This is a genomic window from Leifsonia aquatica (genome assembly GCF_014190775.1).
Lineage (GTDB): Bacteria > Actinomycetota > Actinomycetes > Actinomycetales > Microbacteriaceae > Leifsonia > Leifsonia aquatica.
In genome coordinates this window covers 87386-102977 of sequence record NZ_JACHVP010000004.1, presented here as the reverse complement: position 1 = coordinate 102977, position 15592 = coordinate 87386, and the positions used below count along the sequence as shown (strand labels likewise).

At 69.9% G+C, this 15592-nt stretch carries 18 protein-coding genes; 12 read left to right on the top strand and 6 right to left on the bottom strand.

Going from position 1 to position 15592, the window contains the following annotated elements; genetic code table 11:
- Positions 1-80: 80 nt before the first annotated feature.
- The 3 genes from mgrA to FHX33_RS16540 form a co-directional block, all read right to left on the bottom strand.
- The gene (gene mgrA / locus FHX33_RS16550; RefSeq protein WP_021762672.1) at positions 81-1118 is read right to left on the bottom strand and encodes an L-glyceraldehyde 3-phosphate reductase; all 1038 of its coding nucleotides are present in this window, start codon (positions 1116-1118) and stop codon (positions 81-83) included.
- Positions 1119-1221: 103 nt separating this feature from the next.
- Complete coding sequence (locus FHX33_RS16545; protein WP_021762671.1) at positions 1222-1380, bottom strand: hypothetical protein; 159 nt, start codon at positions 1378-1380, stop codon at positions 1222-1224.
- 53 nt (positions 1381-1433) lie between these two features.
- Positions 1434-1691 (bottom strand): LapA family protein, encoded by a 258-nt coding sequence (locus tag FHX33_RS16540; protein WP_021762670.1) that lies wholly within the window; start codon positions 1689-1691, stop codon positions 1434-1436.
- A 44-nt stretch (positions 1692-1735) separates the two neighbouring features.
- On the opposite strand from FHX33_RS16540, the gene FHX33_RS16535 reads away from it, so the two are divergent.
- The 9 genes from FHX33_RS16535 to FHX33_RS16495 all read left to right on the top strand — a co-directional run bounded on the left by FHX33_RS16535 (position 1736) and on the right by FHX33_RS16495 (position 8903).
- Positions 1736-3163, top strand: coding sequence for an FAD-binding oxidoreductase (locus FHX33_RS16535; protein WP_183428739.1), 1428 nt, complete (start codon positions 1736-1738; stop codon positions 3161-3163).
- Between the two features lie 4 nt (positions 3164-3167).
- Entirely contained in the window at positions 3168-3974 is an 807-nt protein-coding gene (locus FHX33_RS16530) for an alpha/beta fold hydrolase (RefSeq protein WP_021764549.1), read from the top strand.
- 79 nt (positions 3975-4053) lie between these two features.
- Positions 4054-4434, top strand: coding sequence for an ArsR/SmtB family transcription factor (locus FHX33_RS16525; RefSeq protein WP_021764548.1), 381 nt, complete (start codon positions 4054-4056; stop codon positions 4432-4434).
- Positions 4431-4916: an SRPBCC family protein gene (locus FHX33_RS16520; RefSeq protein ID WP_021764547.1), complete on the top strand. Its 486-nt coding sequence runs from the start codon at positions 4431-4433 to the stop codon at positions 4914-4916. The genes FHX33_RS16525 and FHX33_RS16520 overlap by 4 nt, the downstream gene beginning before the upstream one ends.
- Positions 4913-5527 carry a dihydrofolate reductase family protein gene (locus FHX33_RS16515; protein ID WP_021764546.1) on the top strand — a complete coding sequence of 205 codons (615 nt, stop codon included), beginning with the start codon at positions 4913-4915 and terminating at the stop codon, positions 5525-5527. Before FHX33_RS16520 ends, FHX33_RS16515 begins: the two co-directional genes overlap by 4 nt.
- Before the next feature lie 172 nt (positions 5528-5699).
- Positions 5700-6482: a thioesterase family protein gene (locus tag FHX33_RS16510; RefSeq protein WP_021764545.1), complete on the top strand. Its 783-nt coding sequence runs from the start codon at positions 5700-5702 to the stop codon at positions 6480-6482.
- Positions 6483-7062: 580 nt separating this feature from the next.
- Entirely contained in the window at positions 7063-7269 is a 207-nt protein-coding gene (locus tag FHX33_RS16505; RefSeq protein ID WP_039923385.1) for a cold-shock protein, read from the top strand.
- Between the two features lie 137 nt (positions 7270-7406).
- On the top strand, positions 7407-8501 hold the full coding sequence (locus FHX33_RS16500; RefSeq protein WP_021764542.1) for a fatty acid desaturase family protein: 1095 nt from the start codon (positions 7407-7409) through the stop codon (positions 8499-8501).
- A gap of 69 nt (positions 8502-8570) precedes the next feature.
- On the top strand, positions 8571-8903 hold the full coding sequence (locus FHX33_RS16495) for a hypothetical protein (protein ID WP_021764541.1): 333 nt from the start codon (positions 8571-8573) through the stop codon (positions 8901-8903).
- 14 nt (positions 8904-8917) lie between these two features.
- Here the strand turns inward: FHX33_RS16495 and FHX33_RS16490 are convergent, their stop codons facing one another.
- Positions 8918-9415, bottom strand: coding sequence for a GNAT family N-acetyltransferase (locus FHX33_RS16490; protein ID WP_021764540.1), 498 nt, complete (start codon positions 9413-9415; stop codon positions 8918-8920).
- Between the two features lie 83 nt (positions 9416-9498).
- Between FHX33_RS16490 and FHX33_RS16485 the strand changes: the two genes are divergently transcribed.
- Positions 9499-11340, top strand: coding sequence for a glycoside hydrolase family 15 protein (locus FHX33_RS16485; protein ID WP_021764539.1), 1842 nt, complete (start codon positions 9499-9501; stop codon positions 11338-11340).
- On the opposite strand, the gene FHX33_RS16480 is transcribed toward FHX33_RS16485, so the two are convergent.
- Complete coding sequence (locus tag FHX33_RS16480; RefSeq protein WP_183428738.1) at positions 11337-11972, bottom strand: TetR/AcrR family transcriptional regulator; 636 nt, start codon at positions 11970-11972, stop codon at positions 11337-11339. The two genes, FHX33_RS16485 and FHX33_RS16480, sit on opposite strands and share 4 nt — an antisense overlap.
- 113 nt (positions 11973-12085) lie before the next feature.
- Between FHX33_RS16480 and FHX33_RS16475 the strand changes: the two genes are divergently transcribed.
- Positions 12086-13825: a CocE/NonD family hydrolase gene (locus FHX33_RS16475; protein ID WP_021763170.1), complete on the top strand. Its 1740-nt coding sequence runs from the start codon at positions 12086-12088 to the stop codon at positions 13823-13825.
- An 8-nt stretch (positions 13826-13833) separates the two neighbouring features.
- Complete coding sequence (locus FHX33_RS16470) at positions 13834-14508, top strand: hypothetical protein (RefSeq protein WP_021763169.1); 675 nt, start codon at positions 13834-13836, stop codon at positions 14506-14508.
- Positions 14509-14535: 27 nt separating this feature from the next.
- Here FHX33_RS16470 and FHX33_RS16465 read toward each other — a convergent pair whose 3' ends face one another.
- Positions 14536-15585, bottom strand: coding sequence for a magnesium and cobalt transport protein CorA (locus tag FHX33_RS16465; RefSeq protein WP_248616256.1), 1050 nt, complete (start codon positions 15583-15585; stop codon positions 14536-14538).
- Positions 15586-15592 lie beyond the last annotated feature (7 nt).

The window sequence follows — 15592 nt, the reverse complement described above, 5'->3', positions numbered from 1 at the left end:
CTCACACGTGACATTCTGCACATGGCCGCCTGAGTGGTTCCGGTACGGAGCCGCTCCGGCGTGCGATATGGGGTGGTGGCTCAGGCCTCCCCGCGCCGGGCTCCCGCCCAGAGGTCGACGCCCGCGTCGACCGCGTGCTCGTCGATCGCGGCGAGCTCCTCGGCGCTGAAGTCGAGACGGTCGAGAGCGGCGACGTTCTGCTCCAGCTGGTGGACGCTGCTCGCGCCGGTCACGAGGGAGGTGACGCGCTCGTCGCGCAGTGCCCAGGCGAGGGCGAGCTGGGCGAGCGTCTGGCCGCGGGCGCCGGCGATGTCGTTCAGGGCGCGGAGGTGGCCGACGGCCTCATCGGTGAGCCAGCTCTCGTCGAACGAGCCGCCCGCCGCGGCGCGGGAGCCCTCCGGCACGCCGTTCAGGTACTTGTCGGTCAGCATCCCCTGGGCGAGAGCGGTGAAGCCGATGACGCCGACGCCGAGATCGGCGGTCGCGTCGAGCAGTCCCTCCGTCTCGATCCAGCGGTTGAGCATCGAGTACGACGGCTGGTGGATGAGCAGCGGCGTGCCGAGCTCGCGCAGGATCTCGGCGGCACGACGGGTCTCCTCGGCGCCGTACGACGAGATGCCGACGTACAGCGCCTTGCCGCTGCGCACCGCGGTGTCGAGGGCCTGCATCGTCTCCTCGAGCGGCGTGGAGGGGTCGGGCCGGTGCGAGTAGAAGATGTCGACGTAGTCCAGCCCGAGCCGGGTCAGCGACTGGTCGAGGCTCGCGAGCACGTACTTGCGGCTCCCGCCGCCCTGACCGTACGGGCCGGGCCACATGTCCCAGCCGGCCTTCGACGAGACGATCAGCTCGTCTCGGAAGGGCGCCAGGTCTTCGCGCAGGATGCGGCCGAAGTTGATCTCGGCGGCGCCATAGGGCGGCCCGTAGTTGTTCGCCAGGTCGAAGTGCGTGATGCCGAGGTCGAACGCACGGCGCACGATCGCGCGCTGCGTCTCGATCGGCCGGTCGTCGCCGAAGTTCTGCCAGAGCCCCAGCGACAGGGCGGGCAGGTCGAGTCCACTGCGGCCGGTGCGGCGGTAGAGCATGCTGTCGTAACGGTTCGGGGCGGGTTCGTAGGCCATGGTTCCAGATTCGTGGGTCGGCGGAGGGATGTCCAACAGCGCAGCGCGATGCGATTCAGCACCGCCGGATCTCAATCCGGCGGCGCGTGGCGGTGCCGGTTCGTCAGGAGCGGTTGGCGGTCCGCCGCAGCCAGCCGATGATCGCGGTGATCACGAAGAGCACCAGACCCAGGATGGCGAGCCAGAGCAGACCCTTGATGGCGAAGCCGAGCACCGCGAGCACGGCCCAGATGACGAGCAGGATGATGATGAGTGCGACCATGCCCCCACCGAACCCCCCGCCCGGGTGCGCGTCAACCGGCGCGGGCTAGTGCGTCAGCGCCGCTTGCGCGCCGCGCGGTTGCGCGCCATGATCCAGCCCGCGATCGCCCCGACGACGAAGACGATGAGGACGAGGGCCCAGGTGGGCATCTTCAGCTGACCCCAGAGCAGGAAGATCGTCGCGGTGTCGGCGCCGACCGCGTTCTGGATCGCGACGACGACGAGCAGCACGACGAGCACGATGGCGAGCCATCGGCGCTTCAGGAAGGTGACGAAGGAGTTCTCTCCCGTGCGGGACCCGGTCTGACTCATGGGGTCAGTATGGCGTGAAGGTGCGCGGGATACCATGCGGACATATGAACGACGTCGTCTCCGCCCTCCGCGAGGTCCTCCCTCCCGAAGCCCTGTTCACCGACGCGGAGGCGCTGCGCCGGTACAGCCACGATGACGCCGAGTGGGCCGCGTTCGGCGAGCCGGCCGCGGTCGTGCTGGCGGGTTCGGTGGACGACGTGGTCGCGGCCGTGCGGGTCGCCGCGCGGCTGGGCGTGCCGGTCGTGCCGCGGGGCGCGGGCAGCGGGCTCTCGGGAGGCGCGAACGCGACCGCGGGCTGCATCGTGCTCTCCCTGGAGCGGATGACCGCCATCCTGGAGGTGAACGCCGACGAGCGCTACGCCGTCGTGGAGGCCGGTGTGATCAACGACGACCTGCGGCAGCACGTCGCCGGGCACGGGCTCTGGTACCCGCCGGATCCGGCCAGCATGTCGATCAGTACGATCGGCGGCAACGTCGCCACCAACGCGGGCGGCCTCTGCTGCGTCAAGTACGGCGTCACCCGCGACTACGTGCTCGGGCTCACGGTCGTGCTGGCCGACGGCAGCGTCGCGAAGCTCGGCCGCACGACGGCCAAGGGCGTCACCGGCTACGACCTCACGGCCCTGATGGTCGGGTCGGAGGGCACGCTCAGCATCGTGGTCGACGTCACGGTGAAGCTGCGGCCTCTCGGCGGCCGCGAAGAGCGCGCCATCATCGGCTACTTCCCGTCGCTGACCGACGCCGGACGGGCGGTCGCCGCGGTCTCGGCGGCAGGCATCGTCCCGTCCGCCTTGGAGCTCATCGACCGGATGTGCCTGCACACGGTCGCCGAGTGGCAGGGGTGGACGCTGCCCGAGCAGGCGGACGTCCTCCTGCTCGCCGCCGTCGACGAGGTCGGCGCGGCGGGGGAGGAGCTGGCCGGCCGCATCGCCGGGCTCTTCGCCGACGCCGGCGGCACCGGAGTGGAGCGCGCCACCGATCCGGACGACGTGGCGCGCCTGTTCCTCGCCCGTCGGCTCGCGTATCCCTCGCTCGAACGCCTCGGGCCGGTTCTCACGGAGGACGTCTGCGTCCCGCGCTCCGCCGTCCCGGAGATGCTCGCCCGCATCGAGCGGATCGCCGCCGAGGCCGACGTCGTGATCGCGAACATCGCCCACGCCGGCGACGGCAACCTCCACCCCCTGATCATCGCGCCGGAGGGGGATGCGGCCGCCAAGGACCGTGCCGAGGCCGCCTTCACCCGCATCGTCGACGCGTGCCGTGAGCTCGGCGGCACCGTCACCGGCGAGCACGGCGTCGGCCTGCTCAAGCTCCCCGGCGCCGCGGCCGAGTTGAGCCCGACCGTGCTGCGGATGCACCGCGCCGTCAAGGACGCGCTCGATCCGCACGGCATCCTGAACCCGGGCAAGGCGTTCCCCGCCACCGTGCCCGCCACCGAGTCCGCCACCGAGCCCGCCACTGCCGAGAGGTGACCCCATGACGTCCCTGACCGCCGACGACGGCGTCCGCCTCGACTACACCGAGCACGGCGACCCGGCCGGGCGCCCCGTCCTCCTCCTCGCCGGCTTCAAGGCGTCCGCCGTCAGCTGGCTCTACCAGGTGCCGGCGCTCGCCGGGGCCGGCTACCGCGTCTTCACAGTCGACCTGCGCGGGCACGGCCTCGCCGAGCGCCCGGCCGCCGGGGTGGACATGGCGCGGCGCGGACAGGACGTGGCGAACGTCCTCGACGCACTCGACCTTCACGACGTCGCGCTCGTCGGCGGGTCGATGGGCGGCAACACCATCTGGTCGTATCTGTCGCAGCACGGGGAGGGGCGCGTGCGCGCGGTCGCGATCGTGGACCAGACGGCGAAGATGCTCAACTCCGCCGACTGGCCGTACGGCTTCTACGGCTACGACGACACCAACCGCGACACGTACTTCGCCGAGCGCATCCCGGACACCGGGCGTGGCACTCCGTTGGCCCGGCGCGGGATGCGGCTGGTCCGCCTCCTCAGCGCGATGAAGGGCGGCGGCGACCGCACGCTCACACCCGGCGAGCTGACCCTGCTGCACGACCATGCGACGGCCGACTGGCGGCCGGCCATCGCGGCGACGACCGTCCCCGTGCTCTTCGTCGCCGGCGCCGAGAGCGAATTCTGGCCGAGCGCGCACGCTGCCGCGGCCGCGGCCCTCACGCCGCGCGGCAGCTCTGCAGTCATCCGCAAGGACGGCCACGCCGCCAACATCGAGCAGCCGAAGGCCTTCAACCGCGGGCTGCTGGAATGGCTCGGGCGGGTCTGACGGGGCACTCGCGGCGTGACTCTTGACGCGGCCTCGGTCGAGCCGTACTCTTTACTCAACCGAAAGGTTGATAAAGCAAATGGTTGATCACAATGAAGACGCTGCGCTCGACGCGGCCTTCGCCGCACTCGCGGATCCGGTGCGGCGCGCGATGATCGCGCGCCTGAGCCGCGGACCCGCCACGGTCGGCGAGCTGGCCGAGCCGTTCGACATCACCCTGCAGGCGGTGTCGAAGCACATCGGCGTGCTGGAGTCGGCCGGGCTGGTGTGGCGCACGCGTGACGCGCAGCGCCGCCCGGTCCACCTCGACGCCGCAGCGCTGGAGCGCCTCACCTCGTGGATCGACCGCTACCGGCTCGAAGCCGAGGCCCGCTACCGCCGCCTCGACGCCGTGCTCGCGCCGCAACCGGCCGAGCACTCGAACGCACTGCAACACCGAACGAAGGAGAAGGAGTCATGAGCAACCCCGTCGTCATCGACGTCGTCCCGGGCACGTCGTACGCCGATCTCACCCGCGAGTTCGACGCACCCGTCGAAGCCCTCTTCCGCGCCCACGCGGACCCCGAGCTGTACGTGCAGTGGGTCGGCCCGCGCGCGCTCGACAGCGTCATCACCGACTGGGACTTCCGCACGGGCGGCGCCTACGGGTTCGAGCAGACCGACCCGGACGGCAACACCTACGGGTTCCGCGGCGTCATCCACACCGTGGTCGAGAACGAGCTGATCATCCAGACGTTCGAGTACCTGGGCGCACCCGCTGAGGTGAGCCTCGACCGCATGCGCTTCGAATCCCTCCCGGGAGGCGGTTCCCGCCTCGTCAGCCGGTCCGTCTTCACCTCGAAGGAGGCGCTGGAGGGGATGATCGCCGAGGGCATGGAGTACGGCGTGACCGAGGGCTACGAGAAGCTCGACGAACTGCTGGCCCGGGGGGCGGCGTCATGACCCGCGTCGTCGCAGACATCACCATCTCCCTGGACGGCTTCGTGACCGGACCGGACGCCGGCCCGGAGAACGGCCTCGGCACCGGCGGAAAGCCTCTGCACAACTGGGCGTTCTCCGACGACCCCGACGATCAGCGCCAGCTCCAGGAGGGGATGGTGCGCTCGGGCGCGGTCGTGATGGGGCGCAACCTCTTCGACGTCGTCGACGGCCCCGGCGGCTGGAACGACGAGGTGGGCTACGGCGCGGGGGAGGTCGGCAAACCTCCATTCGTCGTCGTCACCTCCGAGCGCCCCGCGTCGGTGCGGCTGACCGGGCTGGACTGGACGTTCGTCACGACCGGCCTCGTCGACGCGATCGCCGCCGCCCGCGAACGGGCCGAGGCGGCCTCCGCCTCCCGCGACGCGGACCTCGACGTGGTCCTGATGGGCGGCGGCGCCCTCATCGGGTCGGCGCTCGCCGCGGGGCTGGTCGACATCCTCTCGCTGCATCTCTCGCCGTTGATCCTGGGGGCGGGCACGCCGCTCTTCACCCCCGGCCCGACGCGAGCCCTCGTCCAGCGGTCCGTGACCGTCTCGTCGACCGCGACCCACCTGATGTACGACGTGCTCTGAGCGCGGGAGGGATGCCGGCAGCCTCTCCCGACGACACCGTCGTGAGCGCACTGTCAACCCCGTGCGCACCCGCACCCCGGTGTCGTACCCTCGCCCCGGTGTGAAAACGCCACCTAGCAGCGGAAGCCCGGCCTCGTGCCGGGCTTCCGTGCTCTCGACATAGTCTGGGGACATGGCGACGACGGCATACTTCCACCAGGCGGGCGAGCACACCTTCACCCCGACCTCCGAGGCGGGCGGCGCGTGGGCCGACGACGAGATCCACTTCAGCCCGCTGGGTGGCCTGATCGCTCACGAGATCCTGCGGCATGCCCCCGAGCGGTCAGGGTCGGCGCTGCAGCTCGGGCGGATCAGCTATGACATCCTCGGCTTCCTCGCCCTGGAGCCGGTGGAGGTGCACGTTGAGACGATCCGGCCGGGCCGCACGATCGAGCTGGTGGAGGCGACCGCCGTCATCCGCGGGCGGGCCGCCGTCAAGGCCCGGGCCTGGCTGCTCTCGGCGTTCGACACCTCCGAGGTGGCGGGCGGTGCACCGGAGAGCCTCCCGGCACCCGAGTCGGCGCCGAGCTGGCCGATGACCGATGTGTGGCGCGGCGGTTATGTCGCCTCGCTCGATGCCCGCGCCATCCGTCCACCGGAGCCCGGGCGTGCGACCGTCTGGCTGTCGACGACGCGCGAGCTCGTCGCCGGCGTCCCGGTCGAACCGGTCGCCTCCTGGCTCGCGCTCGTCGACACGGCGAACGGGGTCGCGGTCCGGCGGCATCCGACCGAGTGGATGTTCCCCAACGTCGACCTCACCGTCCACCTGCACCGCGAACCGGCCGGCGGCTGGCTCGGGCTGGACACGGAGGTCGTCTTCGGCTCGACCGGTCTCGGCGTCACCCGCTCCGTGCTCCACGACCGCGACGGCGCGGTCGGTTTCGCGGAGCAATCCCTCACCATCCGACGGCTCTGAGCGGAGCTCCCAGCCCATCCGTGTATGCTGACTCATGTCCGCACAGCGATGTGCTCCCACTGGTAGTACCTCGAGCCGGGACATTCCGGCCGCTCGACCAGCGGTGCCGGCGAATCGCGCCGAAACCCGCCCTCCTCGCGCTGACTCTCTCCGAAGCAGCCCCTCTACTCATCCCCGACGTGACGCAGCCCCTCTGCTGAGCCGGCCGTCACCATCCGCACACAGTGCGCCGACCAGGCGCCGAAGGAACACCATCACAAGCATTCTCGAACACGCGGCACCCGCCGCGACCTCCTGGCGACAAGCCGACGACGACGTCTGGGTGGCCACTCGATCCGGCGAATACGCCGGAATGGCCCACCGCGTCCTCGACGGGTTCGCCGTCCTCGACGAGCAGTCCCGGGCCGTCGGCGTCGCCGCCACGGTCGAGGCCGCGCAGGAGCTCCTGTTCCTCCCCACCACATTGCACTTCATCCCCACCGACGCGTGCTCGATCCCGAGCACCCACATTCGCCCGCTCCACATTCGGCGCGGGGCACGGAATCGTTCACACGGTTCACCATCACGAAAGAGAGAGACGATGGCTACAGGCACCGTCAAATGGTTCAACTCGGAAAAGGGCTTCGGCTTCATCGCCCCGGATGACGGGAGCGCCGACGTCTTCGCCCACTACAGCGCGATCGCCGCGACCGGCGGATACCGCAACCTCGACGAGAACCAGAAGGTCGAGTACGACGTCGAGCAGGGCGCCAAGGGCCCGCAGGCGTCGAACATCCGACCCGCTTGATCGGTCGAAGACGCCCCGTGGAACACGGGGCGTCTTCGCCGCCAATCTCCAGCTACGCCGCGTAGCGTTATGAATATCTAGGGCGTTCCGTCCATACCTCGGCTGAGAAGTCGCATCGACACCAGCGGAGGCAGACGATGACCGTATCCACTCTCGGACCGGTGCAACGCACCAAGGTCCGACCCGAGGGCCGGCAGCCCGTCACGAGCACGTACAACGAACTGCTCGGGCAGATCCGTTCGCAGGGGCTCCTCGAGCGCCGCCGCGGCTTCTACATTCTGATCTTCGCCCTCCTCACCGCGGGCCTCGGCGGAGCGATCGCCGGTTTCGTCCTGCTGGGCGACTCCTGGTTCCAGCTCCTGATCGCCGGCGCGCTGGGCATCATCTTCACGCAGTTCGCGTTCCTCGCCCACGAGGCCTCGCACCGCCAGATCTTCGCGTCCGGCCCGGTCAACGACCGCGTGGGCCGCTTCCTCGCCACCTGGATGGTCGGGATGAGCTACCAATGGTGGATGACGAAGCACACCCGTCACCATGCCAACCCGAACACCGTCGGCAAAGACCCCGACATCGAGTTCGACACGATCTCCTTCACCGAGGAGGACGCGGCCAAGCAGAAGGGCCTGATGGCCGCCATGACGCGCCGCCAGGGGTACTTCTTCTTCCCGCTGCTGATGCTCGAGGGCGTCAACCTCCACGTCACCTCGGTCCGCTCGCTGATGGAGCGCCGGCCCACCGTCGGCCGCTCGCAGGAGCTCACCGCCATCGCCGTCCGCCTCACCGTGTACCTCGGCCTGGTCTTCCTCTTCCTCCCGCTCGGGATGGCGTTCGCCTTCCTCGGCGTGCAGCTCGCCGTCTTCGGCGTCTACATGGGTGCGTCGTTCGCCCCGAACCACAAGGGCATGCCGCTGCTGCCGACCGGGTCCCGCGTCGACTTCCTCAGCAAGCAGGTCCTGACCTCCCGCAACATCAAGGGCGGCTGGTGGATGAACGCGCTGATGGGCGGCCTCAACCACCAGGTCGAGCACCACCTGTTCCCGTCCATGCCGCGCCCGTCCCTGGCACGGGCCCGGGAGCTGACCCGCGTGCACTGCGCGACCCACGGCATCCCGTACACCGAGACGAGCCTGGTGCGTTCGTACGCCATCGTCATCGAGTACCTGAACCGGGTCGGCCTCGCCGCCCGCGACCCGTTCGACTGCCCGGCCGCCGGCGACCTGCGACGACGCTAGACCGCAGGGCCGCGCACTGAGACCCGCGACCCCCTTGAATGTGGGGCCGCACCGGGGGACATTCGTGCCATGCGCAAGATCATCTACGGCGGGACCTCGATCTTCACGGGCGACCGGATCGCCGACGCCATCCTCGACTACGGCGCCGCATTGGCCGGCGCGAGCCAGGCCGACGTCATCGACTTCCCCGGCCGCGACGCGAGCGGGGAGCTGCGCGAGCTGAGGCTCCTGCTCGGACCCGCCAGTCAGATGGTCTCCGAAGACGTCGACATCGAGTGGCCCGAGATCCTCAGCCCCGAGACGGTCGCGCACCTCGACGACCTGACGGCGGGCCTCACCGCCCTCCCGGACTTCGCCCTCCCGACCTTCGGCGATCAGGAGGAGGGGCGCGGCACCTCGTAGCCGCCCGGCACCTCTCACCGACCGAGGGGCCTCGCCCACACGTTCACGTGGAGCACCTGCCCGCGGAACGGGAAGTCCTCCTCGCCCCGCAGCTCGAATCCGGCTCCCGCGCACAGCGCGTTCGACGGCCCGTTGCTGACCGAGGGGAACGCGAACAGATCGGTCCCGCGCGCCAGTGAAGCGGCTGCGTCCTCGATCGTCAGCAGCACAGCCGCATGAGCGACACCCCGCCCCTGCGCGCGCGGCAGCACGAACCATCCCGTCTCGGCCGCGGCGACGCCGCCCCGGTCGATGCGCCACCAGCCGATGCCGCCGACCGGTTCGTCGCCGTCGAGCACGGCGAACATGTGCGCCGTATCCTCCTCCCAGAACCGCAGGTAGTTGCGGTGCCGCTGGGCGACCTGCTCGTCCGTCTCGGGTCCTGCGATGTGGGCCGTCATGTTCGGGGTGTTCGCCGCGACCAGGAGCGGCGCGTCGGGCTCGGACCAGCGCCGGATGCGGATGGACGTCATGCGCCCAGTATCCGCCCCTCCCCGCGGCGCCTTCCCGGGGCTTACGATCCGCTCAGCAGAGGCCGTCGACGTGAGGGGTCATCATGAGCGAATACCCGTTGATCGCGGATCACGGTCTGATCGGCGATCTGCAGACCTCGGCCCTGGTTTCGACCGATGGCACGATCGACTGGTTCTGCAGCCCGCGGTTCGACTCGCCGAGCATCTTCGGCTCCCTGCTCGACGAGGAGCGCGGAGGCCATTTCAGCGCGCGGCCCCGAGCCGACGCGTTCGACGCGAAGCAGCTCTACTTCCCCGACACGGCGATCCTCGTCACCCGGTTCCTGACGGAGGAGGGCGTCGGCGAGCTCGTCGACTTCATGCCGGTGGCCCACGGCGAAGCCCACGAGACGCACCGCCTGGTCCGGCTGATCCGGTGCGTGCGGGGCCGGATCGAGTTCGACATCGAGGTGGCGCCTCGGTTCGACTACGGGCGCACGCCACACATCCTGACGGTGACGGACGACGGCGCGACGTTCGACGCGGGAGACACGACGCTCACGATGAGCCTCATCCGCGACCCCGGCGACGAGCGTCTGGCACGCGCCGAGCAGACGGGGGACGGCGACGTGAGAGCATCCGTCGTCCTGACCCAGGGGCAGGAGCGCGGTGTCGTGCTGGAGACGGGCACGCGCGAGCCGCCGCGCGCGGTCGGGGTCGCGGAGGCCCGCGCGCTGTTCGACGGCACCGCGCGATTCTGGCAGGAGTGGATCTCGCAGTCCGCCTACAGCGGCCGCTGGCGCGAAGAGGTGGAGCGGTCGGCGATCACCCTGAAGCTGATGACCTACGCCCCGACCGGAGGTCTCGTCGCGGCGCCGACCGCAGGCCTGCCCGAGCAGGTCGGTGGCGAGCGCAACTGGGACTACCGCTACACCTGGGTGCGGGATTCCTCCTTCTCCGTCAACACCCTGGTGAAGCTGGGCTTCCGCGACGAGGCCGTCGCGTTCGGCCGCTGGCTTCGCGACCGGGTGATGGAGGCCGACGGCGGGCCCACCGGGCCGCTCAACATCATGTACCGCATCGACGGCGACCCGAACCTGTCGGAAGAGATCGTCGAGGGGTGGGAGGGGTACCGCGGCTCGTATCCCGTCCGGATCGGGAACGGTGCGGCCGGCCAGCTGCAGCTCGACATCTACGGCGAGGCCCTGGATGCGCTGTACCACGCCGATCTCGCGGGAATCGAGGTCGGTCAGCAGGGCTGGCTCGCGATCTGCCGCATCCTGGACTGGCTCGTCGACAACTGGGACCAGCCCGAGGAGGGCATCTGGGAGACCCGGGGCGGCCGCAAGGCGTTCACCTACGGTCGTCTGATGTGCTGGGTCGCGTTCGACCGGGCGATCCGGCTGGCCGCGCGCTGGGGGCGTCCGGCTCCGGTCGACCGCTGGCGCACCGAGCGGGATGCGATCTACGACCAGATCATGGAGCACGGCTGGAACGCCGAGCGGCGGGCGTTCGTCCAGCAGTACGGAGAGCCGACCCTCGACGCCTCCCTGCTCAAGATGGTGCAGGTGGGATTCATCTCCGCCCACGACCCGATGTGGCACGACACCATGGCGGCGATGGGCGCCGAGCTCGTCTCCGACAGCCTCGTCTACCGCTACGACCCTGCCGCCTCTCCGGATGGCCTGCGCGGCTCGGAGGGCACCTTCTCCCTCTGCACCTTCTTGTACGTGGATGCGCTCGCGCGCGAGGGGCGGCTCGACGAGGCCCGGCTGACGTTCGAGCAGATGCTCACCTACGCCAACCACCTGGGGCTCTTCGCCGAGGAGATCGCCCCCACCGGCGAACAGCTCGGCAACTTCCCGCAGGCCTTCACCCACCTGGCGCTCATCGACGCCGCGATGATCCTGAACGAGCGCCTCGACGAAGGTCGGCGATCCGCCTAAGCCGGTGGGTGAGCCGGGCCCGCCGACGGTCCGGGCATGAGGATCAGCTGGATGGCCGGCCCGACGGTCGCGACCAGCTGCTCGTGATCGGCGTCGGCCACCGTGGGGACACCGATGATGCGCCGGCTGGTGATGATGCCGACGAGCATGGCTGCCGCGAGGCCCGCCCGCAGGGCCACGCCGTCGCGACCGTGCCGGGCGCCGTGGACGAGTCGGGCCTGGATGAAGTCGCGGAGCTGCGTGCTCGCCTGCTCGTTGACGATCGCCCCGCGGAGCATGGCCATCAGCGGTTCCGACTCGTCGGCCGGTCCTTCCCACGCTTCGAGGAACGCGCGCACGACGCGTTCCCCGAGGTGCTCGTCGGGGCCCTCGAACGCCGTGTCGAATCGCCGGAGCGCAGACGAGGGAACGGACATCGCCGCCGCGAAGAGGTCGTCCTTCGAGCCGAAGAACTGCATCACCTGGGACGGGTCCACTCCGGCGTCGGCCGCTACCCGGCGGATGGTCGTCGCGGCGAAGCCGTCGCTCGCGAACCGCGAGCTGGCGGCGGCGAGGACGGCCGCGCGGGTGCTGGCGTTGCCCGGCCGGCGGCCGACGCGTGCTGTCCGGCCGGTCGGGGCGTCCGCTGTCATGAGCCCAATCTATCGGGTCTCCCCATTTTCTCAACAAGTGTTGAGTTAATTCGACGATGAACGTATGCTCCTCGGGACGAGCCCGGAAGGACTCCGATCCGAAGGAGAGCACGATGGCCACCGCCCAGAAGATCTACGTCCCGTCGACGCCGCTGCCCGCAGCGCGGACCGGCATCCTGACCCCCTTCGACCCCGGTACCCGCACGCTCGAGGCCGGATTCCAGGTCGCTCCGCCGTTCGCGCCGTTGCCGGTGGACATCGTGTTCGAGAAGGACACCGCGGTGCAGCTGCGGGACGGGACGACAATCCACGTGGATGTGTTCCGCCCGGTCGGCACGGAGCCGGTGCCGGTCATCGTGGCCTGGAGCCCGTACGGAAAGGCTCAGGGCACCTCGCTCAGTGTGATGGGTGTCTTCGGGCTGGTCGGCCTGTCCAACGCAACCGTGTCGGGCCTCGAGAAGTTCGAGGCGCCCGACCCGGCCTACTGGTGCGCCAACGGGTACGCGATCTGCAACGTCGACATCCGTGGCGTCGTCGACTCCGAGGGCGACAGCGTGCTCTGGGACTGGCAGGAGGGCCGGGACTGCTACGACGTGATCGAGTGGCTCGCCGAGCAGGAGTGGTGCTCGGGCAAGGTCGGCATGAGCGGCACCTCCTACCTGGCCGTGTCGCAGTGGTTCACGGCGGCGGAGCAGCCGCCGCACCTGGTGGCGATCAACCCGTGGGAGGGCGTCAGCGACGTGTACCGCGACCTCGTGATGCGCGGCGGGATGCCCGACACCGGGTTCGCCCAGCAGTTGCAGTACGGCAGCTTCTTCGGCAGGTACCGCAAGGAGGACATCCTCTCCGAGGTGGAGAGGTACCCGCTGATGAACGAGCTCTGGGAGAACAAGATCCCCGCGTTCGAGAAGATCGCGGTCCCGGCCTACGTCGTCGCCAGCTACTCGAACACCCTGCACACGGCGGGCACGTTCCGCGCCTGGCGCCGGATGGCCTCGCAGGATAAGTGGCTGCGCATCCACAACGGCCAGGAATGGCCCGACTACTACGACCCGGCCAACGTCGAGGACCTGCGCCGCTTCTTCGACCACTACCTGCTCGGCGTCGAGAACGGATGGGAGACCACCCCGCGGGTGCGCTACTCGATCCTGGATCTCGAGGGCGGTGACGAGGTGAACGTCCCGGCGGAGTCGTTCCCGCCGGAGGACGTGACGTCGACGAGGTTCTACCTCGACGCGCGCACCCGCACGCTCTCGGCAGCTGCACCGGAGGCCGCGGCGGAGGCATCGTACGCGGTCGAGGCGAATCCGAACGCCGTGTCGTTCCTCACCCGGTTCGAGGAGGAGACGGTCCTCGTCGGCTACCCGAAGGCGCACCTGTTCGTCGAGGCCCGGGATGCCGACGACCTCGACCTGTTCGTCCTCGTGCAGAAGCTCGACCGCTTCGGCACTCCGCTGCAGGCGTTCACGGTCCCCAACCAGTCCGCGATGGCGCACGACCTCACCGATCACGGAGCGACGATCCTCCGCTACAAGGGGTCCGACGGACGTCTTCGGGTGTCCCTCCGCCACCTCGACGAGACGCTCACGACCGACGACGTCCCGGCGCACAGCTTCGATCGCGTCGAGAAGCTCTCGCCCGGACAAGTCGCCGAGATCGAGATCGACCTGTTCCCGATCGGTCTCGCGTTCCACCCCGGCGAGCAGCTGCGGTTCATCGTGAGCTCCCGCAACCTGCTCGGGACCCTGATGCCGGGCATCCGCGAGTACATCGGCGCGAACAGCGGAACCCACGTCGTCCACACGGGAGGCGAGCACGCCTCCTACCTGCAGCTCCCCGTCCAGGCGAAGTGAGGCGTGACATGACGACGACACCCGAGACCACCGCCACCGTGCGGCTGAGCGGTGACGACAGCGACTCGACGATCGACGGCTTCGAACTGTTCTCCGCACGCCGGGCCCTCGAACTGCTGAAGCGAAAGCTCGGCCGTGAGCGGCTCCTGGAGCTGCTCGAGGAGGAGATCGCCGCCGGCGATGCGTTCCTCCGCGACCACCTGGACCGCTCGGACGGTGAGGAGGCGACCGGGACGACGAGGCTGCGCGCGCGTGGCATCCCCGCCGCCGAGTTCGGGGCGTGGCTCGGCGCGGCGTTCGCCCGCGACGACGTGATGCTCGCCGGGCACCCGGAGCACTACTCGATCCACGCCGAGCCGGGGCAGAACGTCAACATCGTCGAGACCCTGGACGAGTACGTCTGCTCCTTCTTCATGCGCCCGTGGGACGACAGTGTCATCGTCGCCCAGGAGCTCCCGGTCGCATCGCGGGGTACGGCCGTCCGCCGGTCGCACATGCTGCTCGCCGACGGGACGGTGGTCGGCTCGATCGCCAACGCGTTCGACGAGGAGCCGGACGGCTTCACCGCGCGGCTCTCCGTCACGTTGCCGGCCACGTGCGCACCCGAGGTCGTCGACCAGCACCTCGAGCACTTCGCCGTCGAGTTCCGCACCTGGATCCGCCGAGCAGCGGCCGAGCGCTAGCCGCGAGCCCGGACTACCGAGCTCGGACTACATCCACTTGCTGCGCTTAAAGATCCAGTAGAGGATCGCCGCGAACGCGACCATCAGCAGGATGGACATGGGGTAGCCGAGCGCCCAGTGCAGTTCCGGCATGTGGTCGAAGTTCATGCCATAGACGGCGGCGATCAGGGTCGGGGCGAAGAGGATGGCCGCCCAGCCCGAGATCTTCTTCATCTGCTCGTTCTGCCGCTGGCCGACGAGGGTCGAGTTGACCTCGAGGATCTGCGAGAGCGCGTCCCGATACTCGGTCACGCGGGTGTTCACCCGGGTGAGGTGGTCCGAGACGTCGTTGAGGTACGCCTGGAGCTCGTCCGGGATGTCGTACTTGCCGAAGCCGGCGATCAACGCGCCGAGCACCTCGCCCAGCGGGGCGGTCGCGTGCTGCAGGTCGATGATCTCCTGGCTCAAGCGGTAGATCCGTTCCGCCGCCGCGGCGTCGCCGCTGAAGACCTGGCGCTCGATCTGCTCCTTGTCGATCGCCACCCCCTGCAGCACCGGGGTGTACCCGTCGACGATCGCGTCCAGCAGCCGGTAGACGACGGCCTCCGGGCCGAGGGCCAGGAGGTGCTCGTCGGCGAGGAGGGTGCGCTCGCGGCGGTCGGACCGCAGGAGCTCCTCCTCGTCGAACTCCGTGCCGTCCGTCCCGTCGATCCATCGCTTGTCCTGGCACAGCACCGCGACTGCGCCGGGGCGCACCAGCATGTGGAACTCTGAGAAGTCGACCTCTTCGCTCTCGTCGATGTAGCGCGCGGACCGCACGACCAGGAAGAGGACGTCCCCGTAGCGGTCCAGCTTGGGACGCTGGTGCGCGTGGAGCAGATCCTCGACCAGCAGGGGATGCAGGTCCCACGCGTCCGCGAGTTCGTCGATCTGGTTGGCGGTCGGCGCGGGGTAGAGGAACATCGCCATCCGGCCGGGGCCGTCCTCGGCGAATCGGAGGCCGTCGGCCACCGAGGCATCGGCCGGCGCCGCGACGGGATCGCCATCGGTCACGTACCGGGTCAGGCGCTGCGCCTCATCCGCAACGGGCACGGTCACGGTCGCG